This window comes from Allopusillimonas soli (genome assembly GCF_004153445.1).
GTDB lineage: Bacteria > Pseudomonadota > Gammaproteobacteria > Burkholderiales > Burkholderiaceae_B > Allopusillimonas > Allopusillimonas soli.
This window is the reverse complement of the sequence record NZ_SDQC01000002.1, coordinates 610076-631337: the sequence shown is the minus strand read 5'-3', so window position 1 is coordinate 631337 and position 21262 is coordinate 610076. Positions and strand designations below refer to the sequence as shown.

21 protein-coding genes and 1 tRNA gene are annotated in these 21262 nt (G+C 57.2%); 15 read left to right on the top strand and 7 right to left on the bottom strand.

Annotated elements, in window-relative coordinates:
• Positions 1 to 12 precede the first annotated feature (12 nt).
• Positions 13 to 150 carry a hypothetical protein gene (locus tag ERD78_RS19775; RefSeq protein WP_167668888.1) on the bottom strand — a complete coding sequence of 46 codons (138 nt, stop codon included), beginning with the start codon at positions 148 to 150 and terminating at the stop codon, positions 13 to 15.
• Between the two features lie 153 nt (positions 151 to 303).
• On the opposite strand from ERD78_RS19775, the gene ERD78_RS08770 reads away from it, so the two are divergent.
• The 6 genes from ERD78_RS08770 to ERD78_RS20020 all read left to right on the top strand — a co-directional run bounded on the left by ERD78_RS08770 (position 304) and on the right by ERD78_RS20020 (position 5160).
• Positions 304 to 1062, top strand: coding sequence for a GntR family transcriptional regulator (locus tag ERD78_RS08770; protein ID WP_129968881.1), 759 nt, complete (start codon positions 304 to 306; stop codon positions 1060 to 1062).
• 3 nt (positions 1063 to 1065) lie between these two features.
• Positions 1066 to 1851 carry an ABC transporter permease gene (locus ERD78_RS08765; RefSeq protein WP_129968880.1) on the top strand — a complete coding sequence of 262 codons (786 nt, stop codon included), beginning with the start codon at positions 1066 to 1068 and terminating at the stop codon, positions 1849 to 1851.
• A 45-nt stretch (positions 1852 to 1896) separates the two neighbouring features.
• Positions 1897 to 2670, top strand: a complete 774-nt coding sequence (locus tag ERD78_RS08760; RefSeq protein ID WP_245152391.1) for an ABC transporter ATP-binding protein — start codon at positions 1897 to 1899, stop codon at positions 2668 to 2670.
• 35 nt (positions 2671 to 2705) lie between these two features.
• A complete protein-coding gene (locus tag ERD78_RS08755) occupies positions 2706 to 3704 on the top strand; it encodes an ABC transporter substrate-binding protein (protein ID WP_129968878.1) in 999 nt (332 codons plus the stop codon).
• Complete coding sequence (locus ERD78_RS08750; RefSeq protein WP_245152390.1) at positions 3701 to 4834, top strand: mandelate racemase/muconate lactonizing enzyme family protein; 1134 nt, start codon at positions 3701 to 3703, stop codon at positions 4832 to 4834. Before ERD78_RS08755 ends, ERD78_RS08750 begins: the two co-directional genes overlap by 4 nt.
• 170 nt (positions 4835 to 5004) lie before the next feature.
• On the top strand, positions 5005 to 5160 hold the full coding sequence (locus ERD78_RS20020; protein ID WP_218940804.1) for a BrnA antitoxin family protein: 156 nt from the start codon (positions 5005 to 5007) through the stop codon (positions 5158 to 5160).
• 122 nt (positions 5161 to 5282) lie between these two features.
• On the opposite strand, the gene ERD78_RS08740 is transcribed toward ERD78_RS20020, so the two are convergent.
• Positions 5283 to 5726: a multidrug/biocide efflux PACE transporter gene (locus ERD78_RS08740; protein WP_129968876.1), complete on the bottom strand. Its 444-nt coding sequence runs from the start codon at positions 5724 to 5726 to the stop codon at positions 5283 to 5285.
• Positions 5727 to 5851: 125 nt separating this feature from the next.
• Positions 5852 to 6559 (bottom strand): aquaporin Z, encoded by a 708-nt coding sequence (gene aqpZ / locus ERD78_RS08735; protein WP_129968875.1) that lies wholly within the window; start codon positions 6557 to 6559, stop codon positions 5852 to 5854.
• Between the two features lie 286 nt (positions 6560 to 6845).
• On the opposite strand from aqpZ, the gene ERD78_RS08730 reads away from it, so the two are divergent.
• The 5 genes from ERD78_RS08730 (at position 6846) to ERD78_RS08715 (ending at position 10221) form a co-directional block, all read left to right on the top strand.
• A complete protein-coding gene (locus ERD78_RS08730) occupies positions 6846 to 7562 on the top strand; it encodes a TerC family protein (RefSeq protein WP_129968874.1) in 717 nt (238 codons plus the stop codon).
• A gap of 181 nt (positions 7563 to 7743) precedes the next feature.
• Entirely contained in the window at positions 7744 to 7959 is a 216-nt protein-coding gene (locus tag ERD78_RS19770) for a thioredoxin domain-containing protein (protein WP_167668887.1), read from the top strand.
• 382 nt (positions 7960 to 8341) lie between these two features.
• Complete coding sequence (locus tag ERD78_RS08725; protein WP_129968873.1) at positions 8342 to 8524, top strand: hypothetical protein; 183 nt, start codon at positions 8342 to 8344, stop codon at positions 8522 to 8524.
• Positions 8525 to 8763: 239 nt separating this feature from the next.
• A complete protein-coding gene (locus ERD78_RS08720) occupies positions 8764 to 9114 on the top strand; it encodes a hypothetical protein (RefSeq protein ID WP_129968872.1) in 351 nt (116 codons plus the stop codon).
• A gap of 513 nt (positions 9115 to 9627) precedes the next feature.
• The gene (locus tag ERD78_RS08715; protein WP_129968871.1) at positions 9628 to 10221 is read left to right on the top strand and encodes a DUF4142 domain-containing protein; all 594 of its coding nucleotides are present in this window, start codon (positions 9628 to 9630) and stop codon (positions 10219 to 10221) included.
• 190 nt (positions 10222 to 10411) lie between these two features.
• Here the strand turns inward: ERD78_RS08715 and ERD78_RS08710 are convergent, their stop codons facing one another.
• The gene (locus ERD78_RS08710; protein WP_129968870.1) at positions 10412 to 10618 is read right to left on the bottom strand and encodes a hypothetical protein; all 207 of its coding nucleotides are present in this window, start codon (positions 10616 to 10618) and stop codon (positions 10412 to 10414) included.
• Positions 10619 to 10746: 128 nt separating this feature from the next.
• Positions 10747 to 10935, bottom strand: coding sequence for a hypothetical protein (locus ERD78_RS08705; RefSeq protein ID WP_129968869.1), 189 nt, complete (start codon positions 10933 to 10935; stop codon positions 10747 to 10749).
• A 135-nt stretch (positions 10936 to 11070) separates the two neighbouring features.
• On the opposite strand from ERD78_RS08705, the gene ERD78_RS08700 reads away from it, so the two are divergent.
• Positions 11071 to 11337, top strand: coding sequence for a manganese catalase family protein (locus tag ERD78_RS08700; RefSeq protein ID WP_129968868.1), 267 nt, complete (start codon positions 11071 to 11073; stop codon positions 11335 to 11337).
• A 50-nt stretch (positions 11338 to 11387) separates the two neighbouring features.
• Here the strand turns inward: ERD78_RS08700 and ERD78_RS08695 are convergent, their stop codons facing one another.
• Positions 11388 to 11822: a low affinity iron permease family protein gene (locus tag ERD78_RS08695; RefSeq protein WP_129968867.1), complete on the bottom strand. Its 435-nt coding sequence runs from the start codon at positions 11820 to 11822 to the stop codon at positions 11388 to 11390.
• A 140-nt stretch (positions 11823 to 11962) separates the two neighbouring features.
• Here ERD78_RS08695 and ERD78_RS08690 point away from each other — a divergent pair, with 140 nt between their 5' ends.
• Positions 11963 to 12442 (top strand): hemerythrin domain-containing protein, encoded by a 480-nt coding sequence (locus ERD78_RS08690; protein ID WP_129968866.1) that lies wholly within the window; start codon positions 11963 to 11965, stop codon positions 12440 to 12442.
• Between the two features lie 204 nt (positions 12443 to 12646).
• Here the strand turns inward: ERD78_RS08690 and ERD78_RS08685 are convergent.
• Positions 12647 to 12725: transfer RNA gene (locus ERD78_RS08685), tRNA-Ile, on the bottom strand.
• A 223-nt stretch (positions 12726 to 12948) separates the two neighbouring features.
• Between ERD78_RS08685 and ERD78_RS08680 the strand changes: the two genes are divergently transcribed.
• Both ERD78_RS08680 and pbpC read left to right on the top strand, forming a co-directional pair.
• Positions 12949 to 18891: an alpha-2-macroglobulin family protein gene (locus tag ERD78_RS08680; protein ID WP_129968865.1), complete on the top strand. Its 5943-nt coding sequence runs from the start codon at positions 12949 to 12951 to the stop codon at positions 18889 to 18891.
• Complete coding sequence (gene pbpC, locus ERD78_RS08675) at positions 18888 to 21155, top strand: penicillin-binding protein 1C (RefSeq protein ID WP_129968864.1); 2268 nt, start codon at positions 18888 to 18890, stop codon at positions 21153 to 21155. Before ERD78_RS08680 ends, pbpC begins: the two co-directional genes overlap by 4 nt.
• Positions 21156 to 21262: the final 107 nt, after the last annotated feature.

Here is a 21262-nt window from a genome sequence, read left to right as displayed (position 1 = left end):
AAGATTGCACATTCAACGCGTGGCATCCTGGCGGTGGTCGCTGTCCAGGGTGCCGCGCCGGGCGTAATCCAACCAGAAAAGTACGCCGAGTACGCTGAACAATACGGTACTCGCCGCATATAGTATGAACGGAATGAAAGACTGTTCCATGTTGTATCTCCAGTGCTTGCTGCGGCGACGATCAGCAAGTGGCGTACCTGAAAGAGGGCGTGACTAGGAAAAGTAACCATTGACATTCTTCACAATGGCGAGCCACAATCACATTGTGCTTAAATTAATAACTTTAAGATGTAGCGTCTTGCCATGAACAAAGCGTCAATATTTCGCAAGAGCCGAATGCCGCTGTATCTGCAGGTGGCCAAGTTGATGCGGCAGGAAATAGAGAATCAGGCTTGGCGATACGGAGAGCAGATTCCCACGTTGGATGAGCTGGAAAACGAATACAAAGTGTCGCGCATCACGCTTCGTGCGGCGTTGACGCAACTCGAGGAACAGGGGCTGATCCATCGTACCCGTGGCTTGGGGACATTCGTGGCGAAGGATCTGTCGCAGCAGCGGTGGTTTCGATTACCCAATAATCTGGACCAACTGGTAGACGCCGTCGCGGATCTCAAAATACGCCGCCTGCCTATTGATGCGAGCATTCCGGCCCTGACGCCGGTTTTCGAGTCGGGCGAGCCGGCCCCGGCGTATCAGCGCATGCGCCGTGTGCATTATCACGAGAATATTCCTTACTGCCTGATCGACATTTATCTCGATCAGCGGCTGTTTGATCGGGATCCGGAAGGATTCAGCAGCAACCCGGTGGTGCCCCAGATCGCTGCACTGCCCGACATGACGGTGTCGCAGGCGCGGCAGATGATGCGGATCACTGTCTCCAACGAGGACACCGCTGCGCATCTGGACATAGGCGTAGGAGACCCAATAGCCGATGTGACGCGGGGTCTGCTGGATGCCAAGGGCTGCATTGTCTATTTCGCGCACATTCAGTATCCCGCGCAGATGATTTATATCGACCTTGATCTCATGCAAGGCGTCAGAAAACGTTCGACCGGAAGCTGAGCCATGGCAAAACGAAAAAACCGCGCTCCTGCATTGCGCACAGTGTTCTGGGCGGTGTTTCCCTTCGCCTGCCTTGTCGCATTCTGGGCGCTGCTGCGCGCTTCGGGGTTGATTAACCCCGGGTTGCTGCCGTCACCAGGCAGCGTCCTGGCGGAGTTCTGGCAGCGGCTTACGCAGGGTGAGTTATTGCTCAATATCTGGATGTCGAGCCAGCGCGTGGTGCTGGGCCTGATTCTTGGCATGCTGGCCGCCATTCCTGTGAGCTTTTTGATTGGCTGGTATAGACCTTTGCGCCGCTTCTTCGATCCGCTCATCAATTTTTTTCGAGCGCTTCCGCCCATTGCCCTGATTCCCCTGGCCATCGTGTATCTAGGCATCGGTGAAGTCGCCAAGGTTGCCATCCTGTTTTATGCGGCGTTCTTTGCGGCCGTGATCGTCATGTACGAAGGCATGATGCAGATCAGCCCGGTTTATGTGCGTGTTGCGCGCACGCTTGGCGCAAGCGATTTCGAGATTTTCTCCAAGGTGATGGTTCCGATGTCGGTGCCGCACATGCTGACCGCCTTGCGCGTAGCGCTCGGTGTGGCATGGGCCACGCTGGTGGCATCCGAGCTGGTGGCCGCTCAGGAGGGGCTGGGTGCGATGATACAGGATGCATCGTCTTTTTTTGACTTGACCACAATCTATCTGGGCATTATCTGCATAGGTGCCCTGGCGCTTTTCATGGACCTCATATTGCGCAAGATTTCGGCTGTGGCGGTTAGCTGGCAGGACAAGCACACGGGGTAGGGTATGCAGGAAAAAGTAGAGCGTATACGGTTCAGCAATGTATCCATGCAATTCGAGACCGATGCAGGATTGCTGGAGGTGGTTCGCGACATGAGCCTGTCGATAAGGCAGGGCGAGTTCATTTCTCTGGTGGGGCCATCGGGGTGCGGCAAAACAACGCTGCTTAACATGGCAGCCGGCTTCATACGACCGACCTCCGGTTCCGTCACCATCGACGGCAAGGAAATTTCGGAACCAGGGCCAGACCGAGGCGTCATGTTCCAGGAATACGGCGTGTTTCCCTGGCTGACAGTGGAAGAGAACATAGGCTTTGGCTTGAACCTAAAGATCAACAAGCATCTTACAGCCGATGAGAAAAAGCGCACCATTGACCAATACCTGGATCTCATGGGTCTGGCGGATTTTCGCAAAGCCTATCCGAAGACATTGTCGGGCGGGATGCGCCAGCGCCTGGCGTTGGCGCGCACCTATGCCGTTCACCCTCAGTTCATTCTTATGGATGAACCCTTCGGCGCCTTGGATGCCCAGACGCGCAGCGCCATGCATGACCTGTTGCTTAACGTGCTGACCGAGGAAGGCAAGACGGTATTGCTGATAACACATTCGGTTGAAGAGGCCGTCTATCTATCGAGCAGGGTCATGATTATCTCGGCCCGGCCTTCGCGCATACGCGAGGTGGTTGATATTCCATTTTCATACCCGCGTGATCGCAGCCTGCTGTCAACGCCGGAGTTCAATGCGTTGCGTTCCAAGATATACGACTCGGTCATGCAGGAATATGCAGCACAAGAGGCGCTGGGCAAAGCGACTCTGCAGTAAGGCAGGACCTTCAAAAACAGATGAGGAGACTCGAGATGAAGCGTCGTACATTTATTCAATTGGCTGGTGCCTCCGCGCTCGCCGGCGCGTATCCAGGCCTGGCGCTAGCGCAGGAGAAAGTCAAGATCAAGGCGGGCTATCTGCATACCCTCGCGGTTGATGGTCAGATCTGGCTGGCTGATTCCATGGGCTTGTGGGAAAAGGCGGGGCTGGACATGGAGTTCGTGAAGTTCCAGACCGGCCTGGAGCTGTTCCAGGCCATGAGCGGGGGCAGCATCGATGTCCTGGCCACTGGCGCGGTGATGTCCAATTTTCCGGCGCGCGGGCGAGGCAAGGTGTTTCTGATTAACGATGTTGAGTTCGCAACTGCTCAATTGTGGGTGCACCCGGACATGGGGGTGAATTCCATTCAGGACCTCAAAGGCAAGAAAATTTCCACAACCACGGGAACCACGGCCCATGTCTTTCTTGACAAGGCATTGCGGGCAAACGGCCTGGATCCGGCCAAGGATGTCGACATCGTGAATCAGCGCATGCCGGATGCCGTGACTGCCTTCATTTCCAAGGCTGTGCCTGCCGTGGCACTGTGGGTCCCATTCAATATTTCGGTCAAGAAGCGCAACCCAGACGCCAAGATGCTGGTGGATGCGTCAAGCTTTTATCCTGAGGCAGCCATCGTGGGCGGATGGGCGGCGCGCAACGATTATTATGAGAACAACAAGGACGCGCTCAAGCGCATCATCAAGGCCTGGGCTCAGGCCAATGATCACATGGTGAATAACGCCAAGGAGTCGATCGAACTGCTGCAGAAAAAATACTATCCCAATGTTCCGCTTTCGGACATCCAGGAGCAGTACAAGGCACAGAAGATGTTCACTTCGCAGGACTGGGTGAAACTCTACGAAGATGGAACGGTCACCAAGTGGCTGCAGCAGGTTACCGATTTCTTCATCGACTTTGCCAAAATAAATAATGCCGTGCCGGCATCCAAATACTTCGACCCTTCTCTTTACCTGGACGTGGTGAAATCTTGAGCGCCCGCCTGAGCGTGACCAGGGCTCAAGCCCTGGTCTTCCGCGCCCCGATTTCCGAGCCAGTCCGGACGTCGTTCGGCACCATGCTCGACCGGCCCGCCGTACTGGTTCGCGTCGAGGATGTGGATGGCGAGGTCGGCTGGGGCGAGGCATGGTGCAACTTCCCAGCCGTCGGGGCGGAGCATCGCGCACGCATGTTCGACAGCTGCGTGGCACCGATACTCACAGAACGCGCATGGGACAGCCCGAGCCAGTTGTTTGAAACGCTGGTGGCGCGACTGCGTGTGCTGGGCATACAAAGTGGCGAGCCTGGCACCATTGCGCAGATCATCGCTGCCACGGATATTGCGATGTGGGATCTGACCGCCAGACGGCAGCAGAAACCGCTTTGGCGAATGCTGGGCGGCGCGGGGCGCGAGGTCAACGTCTACGCTTCGGGGCTCAATCCCGTCGAGCCAGAGAAGCTGGCTGCGCGCAAGCATGATGAAGGATATCGCGCATTCAAGATCAAGGTTGGTTTCGGCGCCGATCGCGACGTGGCCAACCTGCGCGCCTTGCGCGACATGTTCGGACCTGCTGCTCAGTTGATGGTGGATGCCAATCAGGCATGGGATGTCAATACAACAGTAACAATGAGCAGATTGCTCGCGCCCATGGATCCTGTTTGGCTAGAAGAGCCGCTGTCCGCGGACAATCCTTTGCAGACGTGGCAATCGCTGGCCCGTGACTGCGCCATACCGCTGGCCGCAGGCGAAAACATGCGGGGTGTGCCGGAGTTCGAGGCGGCTGGCGCAAGCGGCGCGTTTGCCGTTATGCAGCCCGATCTGGGGAAGTGGGGAGGATTTACGGGGTGTCTGGCGGTGGCGAAGAATGTGCTTGCCCGGCACATTCTATTCTGCCCGCATTGGTTGGGAGGTGGCATAGGCCTTCTGGCGTCCATGCATCTGAAGGCAGCCGTGGGCGGCCCGGGATACGTGGAAGTGGATGCCAATCCCAATCCCCTGCGCGACATGGTCATGTCCGCACTTCCTGTGCGCGAGGGCGTTGTTGCGCTGCCCGATGCTCCAGGGCTGGGGTTGCGTCCTGATATGGATGTCCTGAAGGCTTTTCAGGTGCCCCACAACTATTGAATCGAGCCATCTGACGGCCATGAAGCGCCTCGTAATTGACATCTATCAATCGGCGTTATGGCCGGATATAGCATGATGCGGTATTTGCGGCGACCGCCGCCTGGTATTAATCCGCGAGTATTCATGTGCATGACAAATCCAACGCTGTTCCAGACGCATGTTGCCCTGCCTTGCGATTAGCAAGGCAGCAGCGTCAGCGCAAAGTACTGCTCACGGTGCGTTACGACGCCGACATCATTGCCGCCTTCAGGGCTGAAGGGCCGGGCTGGCAAACCCGCATGAACGCAGCATTGCGCAGTTGGCTCGCCGCCAAGGGCAAAGTCTGAGCACCTGCGCGCAAATGGCCTTCCATTGATCACTGTACCTCGCAGCCCCTGCCTGCGTGGGCTTGCGCAAGGTTTCAAGTGAATATCCCCAATGTTATGCACAATTCATGGGGATAACTGCGTCATTGAGTACTATTGCGCGGCGCGCCCCAGCAGCGGGCGCGCAGATGGTCATAGGCCAGATTGAAGAGGAACGTGTACGGTAGGTAAAAAAGCACTAACCCAATGTCAAGCACAAAGGCCTGCCACAATCCTATGTCCAGCCACCAGGCCGCGAGCGGAATGGCGATCAGTATCAATCCACCCTCGAAACCACAGGCATGCATGACGCGCAACCATAGCGTGCGCTGCCATCCGCGATGATTCTCCAGTCGGTCGAATGCAGCGTTGTAGATCATGTTCCAAAGCAGGGCGATCCATGCGATGGCAATGGTCAGCACACCCATGCGCATAAAGGATTTATCCATGATCCATGCCGCGGCGGGGGCCGTGATGCCTATGGCCAATGCCTCGAAAACAAAGGCATGAAGAAAGCGTTCAGTGATGGATTTCCTGGTTTGCGTCATGAATGACAGTTGCCGGGGTGGCGACAAGAAAGCGTACAAGGGCAGCGCCCATTATACGAAGCAAGGGGAAGGCCATATCCGCGCCTTCCCGATTCTTAGATGCTTAGGCGGAAATGCTGCAGCGGTCAGCTGTTTTGCCGGGATTCCAGCACAGTGCGATAGACAAGACCGCCGATCAGCCCACCAATTACGGGGGCAAGCCAAAACAGCCATAGCTGATGGATGGCCCAATCTCCCTGAAATAGTGCAACGCCGGTGGAGCGCGCTGGATTCACCGAGGTATTGCTTACGGGAATCGAAATTAAATGAATCAAGGTAAGCGCCAGACCGATCGCAATGCCGCCCAACCCGTCGGGCGCCCTTCTGTCTGTTGCACCCATGATAATAAAAATGAAGAAGGCTGTAAGTACGATCTCGCAAAGCAGTACTGAAGAAAGCGCATAGCCGCCAGGAGAATGTTCTCCGTAACCGTTCGAGGCAAAACCGCTGGCTGTGGCATCGAAGTTGGCCTTTCCGCTGGCAATCAGGTAAAGCACTGCAGCGGCGACGATGGCGCCAGCAACCTGTGCAATCACATAGGGCACCAGCTCTCTTGCGGGAAACCGCCCGCCCGCGACCAGACCTACCGTGACGGCTGGGTTGATGTGGCAGCCTGAAATGTGGCCAATGGCGTAGCACATGGTAAGTAGTGTCAACCCGAAGGCCAGCGCAACGCCGGCATAACCTATGCCCAATTCGGGCACTGCTGCGGCGAGCACAGCACTGCCACACCCTCCCAGCACGAGCCAGAAAGTTCCAAACAGTTCTGCAATGCAACGTTTTGACAAGCTCATTTGATGCTCCATCTCACCATAGGGTGTGCGGAATTATAGGGAGAGGAGCAAGCATCGACTGTCAAGGATGGTAAGCACGTCGGGCCTTTCTTATTATCTCCTGTGTGATGAGGCCAATCCGGTTTGCTCGGCGCGAACGACATGACGGCTGCATGCCAGTAACCCCACTCCGAGCGTATGTATTCAGGTGTTTGTCAGAAAAACGCCTAGAATCGCCTGGGTATGGCCGCGGCCGAGATGCCCAGAGCATCTCTTCTGATACCTAACATGTGCAGACAAGAAAAAAGTGTTCGAACTAATCACTGCGTTCCGCTGGGATACCGTTTTCCAGATTATCTTGATTGATATCCTGCTTGGGGGAGACAATGCCGTAGTCATTGCGCTGGCCTGTAGGAACTTGCCGCATTCCAAGCGCATGCAGGGCATCTTGTGGGGTACGACGGGGGCTATTCTCCTGCGCGTGGTGCTCATTGCCTTTGCCCTGGTGCTGCTCGACATCCCGCTCATCAAGGTGCTGGGCTGCGTTCTCCTGGTGTGGATCGGCATCAAGCTGTTGTTGCCGGAGCAGGAAGGGCATGCCGATATCGATGGCGCAAGCTCGATGTGGGCCGCAGTCAGGACCATTATTATTGCTGACTTCGCAATGAGCCTGGACAATATCATTGCCATTGCCGGTGCGGCCCAGAATGCCCACGTCGATCATCAGATCTATTACGTGATTTTTGGGCTGCTGGTCAGCGTTCCCATCATCATCTGGGGCAGCACGCTGGTTCTGAAGCTGATAGACCGTTTTCCCATCGTCGTGACAGCCGGCGCGGGGTTGCTCGGATGGATCGCGGGCGGCATGCTGATAACCGACGTATATTTTGTCGAGCGGCTTGGCGAACCTACTGCACTGGCCAAGCTGCTGGCCGAAGCCGTGGGGGCTCTTGTCGTTATCGCATCCGGCAAGAGACTGGCTGCCTACAAAACTGCTCACATGCGAACGGCCGACAGACCTTAAGCTGGCGCGCCCGTGTCATTTCAAGCTGCGCTTGAGCCGCCAGCTATTGAACCGATTGCGGCAGCTGTCGGGCCAAATATGTTTGACTGTAATAAGTGATTATAGGAAGCAACTTGCGGTAGTCCGACGGCAGGTGCATGGGGCATACTTTTGCTTTTCAGCACTTGAAGGGAGGATTCAAATGGCACGCAAGGCAGCGCGAAAAATCACGCAAATCGCTGCGACAGTGGCGACTCCGAACCAGATTCCAATGGCATTGGCGTTGGCCAATGATGGAACCGTCTGGAAAATCCGTCTTTCGTTGGTCGAAAGCGATGCGCCGGCAACCAAGGAATGGGTGCAATTGCCCGATCTGCCCGAAGCGCTGAATGCTGCTGGAGAAGCACAAGACCTGTAGTGCAGGCGGTCATGGTAGCGCCCTGGTCGATGGTGGCCAGCCATGGCGTCGCAAGGTGGAGCGCACATGCCGTTGATAAAGGGGAGGGTCTGCCCAGCGGTATCTCTCGACGAGGGGTCCGCCGGCATCGTAGTAATAATATGTTTTGCCGAAGCTCTGGGCGCTGTTTCGCATTCGAGGAGGCAAGTTTGAATTCTTGCACGGTTTGCGGCCCCTACGTTCACCCCCGGGGCAGACCCATTTTTCCTTCGGCACAGTTTGCGCTGTGTCGTTTTCCAAGGTTAATGCAGCTATCACGGCCATAGATTTTCCGCGTGTTCGGATAAAACGGCACGGCAACGCGGTGCAGGTGTTCGTACTGTAACGCTGATAGGGGGCTGATATGGACAAGATGCTGATTTCAGTCTTTGTGGTGGCCTTCGCAACACTGGCCGGCGGCGCGCTATTTCTTATCCTGTTGATCGCCGCAGCAGGTATGGAACCGGGTTGGTGGAATGCGTGGCGCACTTGGTTGCGCGGTAAGTTGGCGCGCGTGATCTTTGTCCGCGCCAGGCATGGCAGGTAGCGATAAAAAGCCCGCCGACGCGAATGGCCGTTCGTGTTGTGAAAGTTCCAAAATCAGTATCGCGGCTACCACCATAAACCACGCTCAACGTATAAAACAATATATAGATAAACCCGTGGGCGGTGGTTTACTTTTTGGCGCGGCACTCACTGCGGTCTAGAATTTGCTGGCAAATTCACATCGGGTCGGCGGCGATATAGAAGCTAATGTCGGATTCTCAGGAGCTTATTCTTTCGGACATGATGGAACAGGAATTGCTGGGCCTAGCTGCCGCAGCAGCAGGAATGATTGAGCATCTAGCCTGGTCCAATGACATCGCAGAACCCTCAAGCCCGCATTTCGGTAGATCGGCTCTGTACGCTGCAGGCGCGGAACAAGATTCCTGGAACCCGCTTATCGATGACAGCGACGCATTCAGACTGGCCGTAAAGCTGGATATGCGTATTTCGATAGGCTTGGCTTATGTAAGCGCAATTTGCGACTTATTTGAAGCGAGGGAGTCGGTCACTGACGATCCCTACGAAGCGACTCGGCGTGCAATCGTGCGGGCTGCAGCAGGATGTGCAATGCGAGATGCGATAGATCGCTAGGGACGGCAATTGGTTGTCTCCTCCACCTCGCGGTGGATTTGGGCCTGTATCTCAGGATGCAGGCCCTTTTTTACCGATTGTCTCCTCTTGCTTTCTGCGGGACTTTTTCGGCCTGTGTATTCGGACCGGGGCCCGTTGGTTTTGGGGCCTTATATGTGTGCATGTTTATTGCCTACGCTACAAGGCGCGAATCTCCTAATAATTAATTGAAAGCAATAGATGCCACAGAACGCATCGTCGTCATGTGAGAGGATTGATAAGCTTTACCGGTAGCGCTCCTATTCTCTTGGAACAGGAAGTCGTGATCCCGCCCTTACCAGCGAAGGCCTATCAGGCAGATCCGCCCGTGTTCGATCTGCTTGCCCATATTCTCAGCCCATGTCCTCGAGTTGCGCTGATCAAATGCAAAGACACCAAAAAAAATCACGCCTTTAATGAGTTGCGGCGCGCAAATTGCTGAGAAAAAAGGTGTGCAACCGGCTTTTGTCGAGCCAAACTTCAGGAGCAAGATAGATGAAGCTATTTTTTTTACATGTGCGTAGCTCAGAGATTGTCATTTTGGGCTGCAGCGCGATGCTGATATCAAGCATCGCGCTTGGTCAACCGAAGGCGGCTTCGCCTGCGCCTCAGATGCAACAGGGCGGAGCGCACTCTCAAAGCCAAACGTTTACTCAACAGGAACAGGATTTCATTAACAAGGCAGCACAATCGGGTTATACGGAAGTTGAAGCGAGCAAAGTAGCAATGGAGAAGACCAAGAATAATCAGGTCCAGTCATTTGCCAAACAAATGCTCAAGGATCACACGCTTGCCAACGATAAATTGGCCGCAATTTCAAGCAAGAAGGGGTACACACCGCCTGCGGAGCCGTCCATGGCTCAGAAGGCAAAATTAAAAGCTATGAGCACGTTGCAGGGAGTGGAGTTCGACCGCGCGTATGCGCAGGACATTGGTGTTGCGGCACATGAGGAAGCCGTGAGTTTATTTAAGAATGCCCAGAGCCAATTAACCGATGCTGCCCTTAAGTCATATGTGAAGAAGACTCTTCCAATACTCGAGCACCACCTGGAAATGGCCAAGGAAATGAAAGAGCGGGTGTCCGGTTAACAATTACCGTAAGTCTATTGAGTTGCTACTTTGCCTTTATCGCGCCGTATTCGTTGCGCGCCCTGGTTTCCTATTGACTGCAAATTGTCGTTGCGCGGCTTCCCTTGAGGCGTTCTAAAAGCTCTCGTGGCATCTAAGTCACGCGCGAGCTACAACACTATTTCAGTATCCATATCTTGGAGATGGATGCCTATTTTGGCTGCTTGCTCCGCCTGATTCTTGCTAATCGTTTGTCTCCCGGACTCGGTTCGGCTATGGCATTTAAGCGTTGAGCCTGCTCAGTGACTACTAACAGCCAATCGTCGCCAGCGAATTCCTGCAGTTTCTTGATGGGGATGTCGGCACTCGTCTTGTTGTTCAGTTCATCCGACAACAGGCTATAGATATCCTTGGCCATGCAGCGCCTCCTGGTGTATCGCAGTCGTGTAACTGGGCTTCAGATAAAGAGAAAAAACTCCCCTGGCATGCAGCAGATAAGACTCAATTCAACGCATGCACTAAGCAGCAAAATGCGCGCCTGGGGCATTATGGCCCCACATACTCTCGTACATCTTCCATAGCCGATAAAGGCGAATCCTCGATATCATGCCGATCAATGGTGAGCGATGCTTTGCCTCGCACATGGAAGACACAGCTATTTTCCCGCTCATCGTAAGCCAAGACTTTCTCTTTGACCGAGGCGTCCAATTTATTCGCAAATTTTTCGGCGTTCATAACTACCTCCATCTCTGCGTTGGGAATTTAGATTACCAAACTAAGTACTCTACTGTTGTAACCGGTTATATCAGGACCGAAGCATCATCATAGAAATTCGACGCAGCAGGCAGTATTAACTGTATTCTGCCTGTCATGCCCGAACATGCAGATCAGTACTTCAATATGTCCGAAGGTGAGGGCGATGCGAGAGGCTCATGGAATAGTGATAAAAATTTCGAATACATTGCCGGCGAGGAAAAAACGATGCCGGCGGACGGAGGGGACGGCACGGCCGAGGTAAAACTGCCGCAGAAGCAAGCTAGCGTTGTCGAGCAAATGGCATTGCGTACGGCGTCGGATCCCACGCTTGATCCTACGACGGGAGCTGATCTAGGATCTGGCGGCGAGCCCGAAACGTAGGGCGCTCGTACTCTGCCGGCTCTAAGCAACCGCGGGTAAGAAAGGAAGGATTATTCCGCCGGCGAGCCCTCTATTGGCGCACGCGCTGGAACCGTCTCATTATGGGTGGGCGCCGAGCCATTCGGTTTGCTCTGGGCGTGGGCCAGTTCCCTAAATTGTTCGCGCAATGTTGCTAGTTCTTCCTCGCTTAGTTGCTCCAGATCGACCATCCCAGAGCGTGCGCCTTTCATTGCGCAAAGCAGTTCATCCAGTTTTAACTGAAGCGTCAGGGAATCCCGATTCTGCGTGTTCTGAATCAGAAACACCATCATGAACGTGACGATCGTAGTGCCGGTATTAATAATCAATTGCCATGTGTCCGAATAGCCAAATATTGGTCCAGTTATCGCCCACAGGAGTACGAGTGCAACCGCCATACAGAACCCCCAAGGGGAACCTGCCGCTTTAGATGTATTCTCGGCGAATTTGCGAAAGTGTTCATGCATGCTCAGTTCTCCCAACTAATTGTCAGAGCCTCCCGTTGCCAAGCAATTTATATGCCGATGCTTGATGCGGGTATGAGGTTTGCTAATACGTGTGTCGCCACCTCCGGCGCGACCTACATTTCAGGAGAAGGAAAATGGCCATGAACAAATCGCACGTGCCTGCAGCTCAAAGAAGCGTACTGGGCATGCTTATTGATGATCACAGAGAAGCCCAAAAGCTGTTTAAGGAGTTCAAATCCGCCAAGGATAGCGCCGCAAGAGAGGAAATAGTCAAACAGGCCTGTATGGCCTTGACGGCCCACACAGAAATTGAAGAGCAGCATTTCTATCCGCTTTTACGCGACGCGGATCCCAAAGCGTTTGGCAGCCTATTGAACGAGGCGAAGGTCGAACATGCGAGCGCGAAGGATCTAATTTCCCAGTTGCAAGCCATGAAACCTGCCGACGACTTGTATGAGGCACATTTCACGGTGTTGGGTGAGTACACCAATCATCATATTACGGAAGAAGAGGACGAGCTGTTCCCCAAGGTGATTGAGAAAGATATTGATCTTAGACACTTGGAAGCACCCATGCAGGAGACCAAGGAGCAAGTTCTCGCTGACGCATCGTCCGCATGATCCCAATGATTTAACTTTCAGCGTTGCCGTTCGCCGGTTGGGCACGAAACACCCGATAATGGGGTAGAGCCTGTGGGTAGCGATCCTTTCGCGCAAAGAGCCGCTCACCACTCCGAGAGTGTCACAATACTGACACAAGAGAAGGGGAAAAGAAAAAAGCCGCGTAAGCTGCGGCCTTAAGATACTGATTCTATTGGGTAATACTGGTGCCCCCCCCGTGAGTCGAACACGGCACCAACGGATTATGAGTCCGCTGCTCTAACCAAGCATGAGCTAGAGGGGCGAATCACAGGACATCGAAAATGAGGTGCCATGCGATAGCCCGCAATTATCGCATAATCCGGCCTCGATTGCCTAGCGGACTTCCATTGTGCGCCGGACGGCGCCTGTGCGCGTGACGATGCGTCTGCGCAGTGGTATGGTTTGCAAAAATTCCGTGCCCGGAGGCATTTGTGCGTCGTTTGCTGTTAGCTCTGTTTTCCTGCCTCGTTTGCGCCACGTCTGCCATGGCAGCCCGTATTGTGCAGTTTTCGCCGCAGGGAACGGTGGCGCTGGTGAATCAGGTCGCCGTGAAATTCGATCAGGATGTGATCGCGTTCGGCGACGGCCAGTCCGCGCCGCCCATGCAAGTACAGTGCAACGACGCCAAGCTCAAGGGCCATGGCCGTTGGCTCGACGCACGATCATGGGTTTACGCGTTTGAGCAGACGCCTGGGCCGGGCGTGAAGTGTACAGCCAGCCTGGATCCGACATTTCGCAGCAGCCTGACGCAGGCGATTGACGGCGCCACGAACTTCAGTTTCCAGACGGGCGGGCCCGTTCTGCGGGAACGGCGGCCCTACGGTGGACGAATTGCCGAGGACCAGATTTTTGCGTTGACATTCAATGGTGATGTCGATCCAAATACATTGGAAGCGCATACTCATTGTCTGGTGGAAGGGCTGGGCGAAGCCGTGCCCGTGCGTCTCGTCACAGGTGAAACGCGCAGGGAGCTGATCAAGGCGATCTACTATTGGGACGACGACTCGCGTGACAACCCGGCGCTGCAGTTGGTGCAGTGCAAGCGCACCTTGCCTGCCGATGCCCAAGTGCGGCTGGTGGTGGACGCGGGCGTGGCCACGCCGGCCCACCCAGACAGACCATCCATCGCCAGCACCAAGACGGTCGGGATCGACTATCAGGTGCGCCCTATATTTTCGGCGAGTATGACCTGCCTGCGTGAGAATGCCAGCATGCCCTGCACGCCAGTCTCGACAATCGACGTTCTCTTTTCAGCGCCCATTGCCTTTGACGATGCGGCGCGCATGCGTCTTAAAACATCTTCGGGAGACATAAAGCCCGTGCTGGACGAGGACGGCCGGCATGAAACGATGACGCGTGTGTCTTTTGAGGGCCCATTCCCGCCATCGTCCACGCTTACGCTGACACTGCCGGACGGCCTCAAGGATGATGCAGGCCGGCTTCTCGCCAATGCAGATCAGTTTCCGCTGCAGATCAATACAGCGGCATTTCCGCCTCTGGTGAAATTTTCAGCCTCGCCTTTTGGCGTGATCGAGCGTTTTGCCAATGTCGATCCCGGGCAAAGCGAGGACGATGCGCCGCCGGCCATCCCGCTGACTGTGCGCAGCGTCGAGGCGGACTTGCTCACGCGCGATATGGTGGCGTCCGCTGGCAAGGTCAGCGACTATAGGCCCAAGGATGATCGGGACGTGCTGCGCTGGTACGCACGCATCAATCGCCTGGAGAGCCGTTACCTGACGCCAGGACAGATTTCGGACATCATGCACGACCGCAAGATGCGCAGCGGCTCCAGAACGGAAAAGGACATCGACGTGCGCGGCTATTCGGCACTTGCCGATGAGTCGGGCGCGCGCAAGCTCCAGTTGCCTGGCGCTGCTGACGACAAGGTGCGCCCTTTCGAGGTAATAGGTGTGCCTCTGCCCCAACCAGGGTTTCATGTGCTGGAAATCGAATCCCCCCAGCTGGGTGCATCGCTACTTGGACGTGAATCCAGCATGTATGTGCGCACCACGGCCCTGGTCACCAATCTGGCCGTTCATATCAAGAGCGGGCGGGACGATACACTGGCCTGGGTGACCACGCTGGATGAGGGCAAGGTGGTGGCAGACGCGCAGATTACCGTCCTCGACTGCCATGGCACCCTGCTTGCGCAGGGACGCACGGATAAGCATGGCATCTGGCATGTCGAACAGAATCTGGCTGGCGATGATACCTACTGCTCGGACACGCAGCTGTCGGGCATATATGTGTCGGCACGGATAGGCGCTGATCATCCCCTTGCGCGTGGAAAGGCGGATTTTGCCTTCGCCTTGTCCAGCTGGGACGATGGAATAGAGTCCTGGCGATTCAATGTTCCCACCGATTTCCAGGAAGATCCGACACTTGCGGTGCATACGGTGTATGACCGCACACTGCTGCGCGCTGGCGAGACGGTCTCAATGAAGCATTATATCCGCGTGGAAACACGGCATGGCCTCGCCGCGCCAGATGAAGCGAATCCTTTGCCCGACCGGCTTATCATCGAACATCAGGGATCGGGCCAGCGCTATGAGCAGCCTGTCAGCTGGATTCCCACTGCGACGGGCGGCATGTCGTCCACCAGCAGCTTTGCTATTCCCGAGTCGGCGCATCTGGGCGGCTACTACGTACGCCTGACCGACGAAGAGGGAAGATGGTATGGCAGCAGCGAGTTCCGTGTCGAAGAGTTCAAGCTGCCGCTGCTGGCCGGCAACATCCAGGTCAATGGTGCACAGGCTGCGCACGCGGGGGTGATCGTCGCGCCCGACAGGCTGAATGCCAATGTGCAGGTTCACTATGTGTCGGGCGGCCCCGCCGCGAAATTGCCGGTCAGCCTGTCCGGCGTCATGCAGACGCCGTCGTGGCGCGCGCCAGAAGACTACGACGATTACTCCTTCAGTCCGCCTGCTGATGATCGTCAGGACGAAAATGCGGAAGGAGGGCGCGCGTCTGGGCAGGACAGGGTGTTGTTTCTAGATAAGCGGCCGGTCACGCTGGACGCCCAGGGGGCAGGACATGTGCGTCTGGACGAATTGCCGCCCATTACGGAGCCCAGGGATCTGCTGTTTGAGGCGAGCTTTTTTGACCCCAACGGCGAGCTCCAGACGCTCGCGCATACTGTATCCGTTTGGCCCGCAGCTGTGCAGGCTGGCATCAAGACAGCCGGCTGGGTGCGTTCCGGCGAGACGCTTGCCGTGAAAGCGGTGGCGCTGCGCCCCGATGGCGAACCCAGCGCGGGGCTTGCCCTGACAGTGAGCGCGCGCCAGACGACGACATACTCGGTGCGCAAGCGCATGGTGGGAGGCTTCTACAGCTACGATAACCATATAGAAACCCACGACCTGGGTACGGTATGCGAGGGTAGCACTGCACAAAACGGCATCCTGGAATGCAATATCAAACTTGATCAGGCGGGCTCCATTGAGCTTGTCGCGCGGGTTCGGGATGAACAGGGGCGGATCTCCCGTGCCGCGTCGCGGGTCTGGGTGAGTGGGGCCGATGAGCTGTGGTTTGGCGGCGACAATGATGATCGTATCGATATCATTCCGGCGCGCAAGGCCTGGAAGCCAGGTGAAACCGCGGAGTTCCAGGTTCGCATGCCGTTTCGGCATGCGACGGCCCTGGTAGCTGTGGAGCGCGAAGGGGTGCTGGAAACCCATGTGGTTCAGTTGGATGGAAAGTCGCCGAATGTGAGGCTGCCCGTGAAACAGGAATGGGGGCCGAATGTCTATGTGTCGGTGCTGGCGCTTCGAGGACGCATACGGGATGTTCCCTGGCAAAGCTTTTTCACCTGGGGCTGGCGCGCACCGATGCAGTGGTACAAGGCATTCACGGCGGACAACGATGCTTTTGTTGCGCCCACGCCGTTCGTGGACCTCTCCAAGCCGGCTTTTCGTTTCGGGGTAACGGAGATCCGCGTGACCGATGATCATGACAGGCTCACAGTCAAGGTGAGTGCGGATCAAGACCGCTATCAGATTCGCGACAAGGTGCATGTCAAGATCAAGGTGACGCTGCCGGATGGCAAGCCCGCTGCCAATGGCACGGTTGCGTTTGCCGCGGTCGACGAAGCACTGCTGGAATTGGCACCCAACCGCACCTGGGATCTCTTGTCTGCCATGCGCGGCGAACGCAGCTATGGCGTACGCACAGCCACGGCGCAGATGCAGGTTGTAGGCAGACGCCATTATGGCCGCAAGGCGCTGCCGGCAGGCGGCGGCGGGGGGCTGAGCGCCACCCGCGAGCTGCTCGATACGCTACTGATTTGGGAGCCATCGCTGGATTTGGACGAAAACGGCGAAGCGGAACTCATCGTGCCTCTTAATGACGCGCTGACGCGCTTCAGAATGGTGGCGGTGGCGGATTATGGCGTAGATCAATTCGGCACCGGCTCCATGGATGTGGTGAGCACTCAGGATCTGCAAGTCATTCCAGGGCTGCCGGCACTGGTGCGTGAAGGCGATCAATATAAGGCCATGCTGACGCTGCGCAACACAACCGAGCGCGATATGCATTTGCAGGTTACGGCGAAGTATGCGGGCGAGGGCGTCAAAGGCGCAGCGCTGGCTTCGCGGAATCTGGACGTGGCAGCCGGCTCGTCGCAGACCGTGTCCTGGGATGTCAGTGCACCCCACGCCACTGGGCGGGCGGCGGGCACGCGCTTGTCCTGGACGCTGGCGGCGGTGGAGCAGCGCACGGGGCAGTCTGCAGCGCAAGAGAACAATTCCGGTCGATCAGTACGGCCTGCATCGGACAGCCTGCGCTTTATACAGACGCTTCAGCCCGCGGTGCCCGTGCAAACGCGGCAGGCAACATTACTCGCCATCAATGGCGACAAGCCGGCTGTCGAGCTGCCTGTCGCTGTTCCCGAAGGGGCGATCACCGATGGTCATGGGAATGCGAGAGGTGGGCTGCGCATCCATGTGCAGTCATCCCTTGCTGGCAGCCTGCCCGCGGTACAGGCGTGGTTCGAGGCCTATCCTTATACTTGCCTGGAGCAGCAAAGCTCGAAGGCAATGGGTCTCCTGCAAACGGATACTTGGGCGGAGATCATGCGCCGCCTGCCCGATTACCTGGACGAGGATGGGCTGGCATCCTATTTTCCCGGTGCGCGCTATGGCAGCGAAGTGCTCACGGCATATATGCTGATGGCCAGCGACGAGGCGACCAAGCTGGGCCTGGATTTCAGCATACCGTCGGATTACCTGCGGCGCATGCAGAACGGGTTACTGGCGTTCGTGCAAGGCAAGTTGCAGCGCCACCGCTGGTCGCCTGTGCGTGATCTGTATATGCGCAAGCTGGCTGCGCTGGAGGCCTTGTCGCGATATGAGCCCATCTCGCCACGCTTGCTGGACAGCATACAGATCGACCCCGACCGATGGCCAACCTCGGCGGTCATAGACTGGATGGCGATCCTGCGCCGCACCCCATCGATTGCGGATGCGCAGGAGAAACTGGCGCAAGCTGGGCATGTGCTGCGCGCCCGCATGGCCGCCAGCGGCACGGCGCTGTGGTTTGCCGATGATGTGCGCAACAACTCGTGGTGGATGATGTCAGGACCACAATCCAATCTCGCCAAGCTCATGTTGGTTGGCATGGATGATTCTGCGTGGTCCGACGATATGCCCAAGCTGGCGCTGGGCTTGCTTTCCACACAGGACAAGGGCGCCTGGCGCACAACCACGGCCAATCTGCTTGGCTCGCTGGCCCTGAAGAAATTTGCCCATGTCTTCGAAAAGGAAGACGTGACGGGCAGCGTCCGGCTTATGCTGGGATCGGGGTCTGGCAGGGACATGGATTGGGTCAAGGCGCCCGAGCGGGGCGGTGTGCGCAGTCTCGACACAATGCTCCCCTGGGGCAAGGAGCCCGAAAGCATGCTGACGCTGAAACAGCAGGGTGACGGTACGGCGTGGGCGAGCATTCAATCGCTTGCGGCCGTGCCCGTCATTAAGCCCATTTCCGCGGGCTATGGGCTTGAGCGCGAAATCACGCCTGTCAGCCAGGCCGTGCCGGGCAAATGGACGCGTGGAGACGTCTACCGCGTACGCCTTGAAATCAGATCAGAAGCGCCGATGAACTGGGTGGTGCTGAGCGACCCGATACCAGCCGGCGCCACGGTGTTGGGCAGCGGGCTGGGCCGGGACTCCAGTATTGCAACCATGGGCGAACAGTCCTTCGACGGCTGGTACGGACCCAGCTTTGTCGAGCGCAGCTTCGAAGCTTATCGTGCCTATTTCGACTACCTGCCCAAGGGAATCTCTCATATCGAGTACACCGTCAGGCTTAATACCGCCGGACAGTTCGCCTTGCCGCCCACCCGCATCGAAGCGTTGTATCAACCCGACTTGTATGCGGTGCTGCCGCAGGATGGCGACCTATCCGTCCAGGATGCGGGGCAAGCCGCGCAATGACAGCCGCGGCACGTGAAAGCTGGCGGGGCCTGGGGCGGCGGGCGTGCCGCCTGATCCTTGCATGCAGCCTGCTGATTCCTGTGGCAGCAGAGGCTTTGCCGACCTATGAGACGGTGCGCGCCGCTTATGCGGCATCGGACATCCAGGTGCTGGATCGGTCAGGCATGCTGCTGGATCGTGTTCGCGCCGATTTTCAGAGCCGGCGGGGCAACTGGCTGGACTTGAACGATATCTCCATTGCCATGCAGCGGGCCGTTATCCTTTCCGAGGACAGGCGTTTTTATCAGCATGGCGGCGTAGACATGCGTGCCATCGCCTCGGCGGCTTGGGATAACCTGGTGCATGGCGGGCATCGTGGTGCGTCCACGCTTTCGATGCAGTTGCTTGGCCTGATCGACCCCCATTTCCGTCGCGGTCCTGACGGGCGCAGTCTGGTTCAGAAGGCGGACCAGGCACTGGAAGCTGTGGCATTGGAGGCGCAATGGAGCAAGTCCCAGATACTTGAGGCCTACCTGAATCTGGCGCCGTTTCATGGCGAGTTGATTGGTATCGATGCGTTGGCCCGCGTGATGTTTCAGAAGCAGGCCAGTGGCCTGAATGCGCGTGAATCCGCTCTGTCCGCTGTCTTCCTGCGCGGACCGAATGCGCCCGAAGCTACCCTGGTCGAACGCACCTGCGCCTTGTTGCGCGAGATGGGCGTGCCCAGCGAATGCAAGGGGCTGTCCGATTTCGTGTATATGGCCCTGCAGCATGGCGCCTCGCCTTGGGTGGACAACCTTGGTCTGGCTTCGCATTACGCGCGGCTTGCCTTGCTGCGTTCGCCGGTGCAGCTGCATGCGGGACAGGCCGTGCGCACGACGCTTGACGGTGCGCTGCAGCGTTTTGCCGTGAACGCTGTGAGCCGCCGCCTGCGCGCCCTGGGCATGGCGAATGTGCGTGACGCAGCCGTGGTGGTGCAGGACAACCGGACAGGCGAGATTCTGGCTTACGTGGGTTCTTCGGGCAGCTTGTCGGATGCGCCGCTAGTGGACCATGCGCGGGCATTGCGCCAAGCTGGCTCCGCCCTCAAGCCTTTCCTGTATGAACAGGCCCTTGCGCAGAAGCGCCTGACCGCTGTGTCGCTGCTACACGACAGCCCGCTCAACCTTGACACCGGCAATGGGCTCTACATACCGCAGAACTATGATGCGCAATTCGCCGGATGGGTCAGCGTCCGCACGGCCCTGGCCTCGTCGCTGAACATACCGGCAGTGCGCGTACTCATCATGGTGACGCCCGACGCTTTTGCCCGCAGCCTGGTGGCGTTGGGCCTGCCCCTGGACCGCAGCGGCGATTATTATGGCTACAGCCTGGCATTGGGTAGCGCCGATATCACGCTGCTTTCGCTGACCAATGCGTACCGCGCGCTTGCCAATCTCGGCCTCTATTCCGCGCCCCGGTTCACCTTAGCCGCCCAAGAGGCGGCGCTCACCGGCAAGAGCACAACACGGATCATGGCGCCGGGCGCGACGTGGATAGTGGGGGACATCCTGTCCGACCGCCAGGCGCGCGCGCGTACATTCGGCTTGGACAGCGCGCTTTCCACGCCATTCTGGACCGCCGTCAAGACGGGCACCAGTAAAGACATGCGCGACAACTGGTGCCTGGGCTGGTCGGAGCGCTATACCGTGGGCGTATGGGTAGGAAACAGTGGCGGGGCCAGCATGCACGACGTGTCCGGTGTTTCGGGCGCCGGCCCCATATGGCACGACGTCATGAGCTATCTGCATCGCGGCCTTCCTAGTAACCAGCCTCAGGCGCCGGCATCAGTGCACAGGCAGATGGTCACTTTTCAGGATGGCATTGAGCCAGCCCGTCTGGATGTGTTTCTGGACGATACCGAGGTCGGCCATGTGAGACTGGCGCAATCCTTCAGCCTGCCAGGCGGCGAACGCATGCACATCGTGCGGCCCGCCGACGGCGCGATACTGGCAATGGACCCAGATATTCCCTGGAAAAATCAACGCTTGTGGTTACAGGCTTCAAACATTGCAGGCGGAAAAACAGGGAATGCACGCTGGCGGGTGGATGGGCGGCCGGTGGGAGAAGGGAGCGCAGTACCCTGGCCTCCGCGGCCCGGCCGCCATCGCCTTGATCTGTTTGATGCCGAAGGTCGCTTGGCGGACACGGCGCACATCGAGGTGCGCGCCGCCATGCCGCGCCAAGCCAGGGCCGGCACGAATCCTGCTAGTGAGACTGATAAGGCTCGATCGCGTGAGCCGTAGCGAGCAACCAGTGCGTTTATGTGTTCAACATATTTACGTGTGTTGATGAATTGACAGATATTGACGTAAATCACTTGATCTTGCTGTTAAACTTTACAAGCCATTCC

Bases quoted from the DNA above. Each gene is read 5' to 3' on its own strand.
- ERD78_RS19775 (WP_167668888.1), bottom strand. From the start codon at position 150: ATGGAACAGTCTTTCATTCCGTTCATACTATATGCGGCGAGTACCGTA.
- ERD78_RS08770 (WP_129968881.1), top strand. From the start codon at position 304: ATGAACAAAGCGTCAATATTTCGCAAGAGCCGAATGCCGCTGTATCTG.
- ERD78_RS08765 (WP_129968880.1), top strand. From the start codon at position 1,066: ATGGCAAAACGAAAAAACCGCGCTCCTGCATTGCGCACAGTGTTCTGG.
- ERD78_RS08760 (WP_245152391.1), top strand. From the start codon at position 1,897: ATGCAATTCGAGACCGATGCAGGATTGCTGGAGGTGGTTCGCGACATG.
- ERD78_RS08755 (WP_129968878.1), top strand. From the start codon at position 2,706: ATGAAGCGTCGTACATTTATTCAATTGGCTGGTGCCTCCGCGCTCGCC.
- ERD78_RS08740 (WP_129968876.1), bottom strand. From the start codon at position 5,726: ATGACGCAAACCAGGAAATCCATCACTGAACGCTTTCTTCATGCCTTT.
- aqpZ (WP_129968875.1), bottom strand. From the start codon at position 6,559: ATGAGCTTGTCAAAACGTTGCATTGCAGAACTGTTTGGAACTTTCTGG.
- ERD78_RS19770 (WP_167668887.1), top strand. From the start codon at position 7,744: ATGGCACGCAAGGCAGCGCGAAAAATCACGCAAATCGCTGCGACAGTG.
- ERD78_RS08725 (WP_129968873.1), top strand. From the start codon at position 8,342: ATGGACAAGATGCTGATTTCAGTCTTTGTGGTGGCCTTCGCAACACTG.
- ERD78_RS08720 (WP_129968872.1), top strand. From the start codon at position 8,764: ATGATGGAACAGGAATTGCTGGGCCTAGCTGCCGCAGCAGCAGGAATG.
- ERD78_RS08715 (WP_129968871.1), top strand. From the start codon at position 9,628: ATGAAGCTATTTTTTTTACATGTGCGTAGCTCAGAGATTGTCATTTTG.
- ERD78_RS08710 (WP_129968870.1), bottom strand. From the start codon at position 10,618: ATGGCCAAGGATATCTATAGCCTGTTGTCGGATGAACTGAACAACAAG.
- ERD78_RS08705 (WP_129968869.1), bottom strand. From the start codon at position 10,935: ATGAACGCCGAAAAATTTGCGAATAAATTGGACGCCTCGGTCAAAGAG.
- ERD78_RS08700 (WP_129968868.1), top strand. From the start codon at position 11,071: ATGCCCGAACATGCAGATCAGTACTTCAATATGTCCGAAGGTGAGGGC.
- ERD78_RS08695 (WP_129968867.1), bottom strand. From the start codon at position 11,822: ATGCATGAACACTTTCGCAAATTCGCCGAGAATACATCTAAAGCGGCA.
- ERD78_RS08690 (WP_129968866.1), top strand. From the start codon at position 11,963: ATGAACAAATCGCACGTGCCTGCAGCTCAAAGAAGCGTACTGGGCATG.
- ERD78_RS08680 (WP_129968865.1), top strand. From the start codon at position 12,949: ATGGCAGCCCGTATTGTGCAGTTTTCGCCGCAGGGAACGGTGGCGCTG.
- pbpC (WP_129968864.1), top strand. From the start codon at position 18,888: ATGACAGCCGCGGCACGTGAAAGCTGGCGGGGCCTGGGGCGGCGGGCG.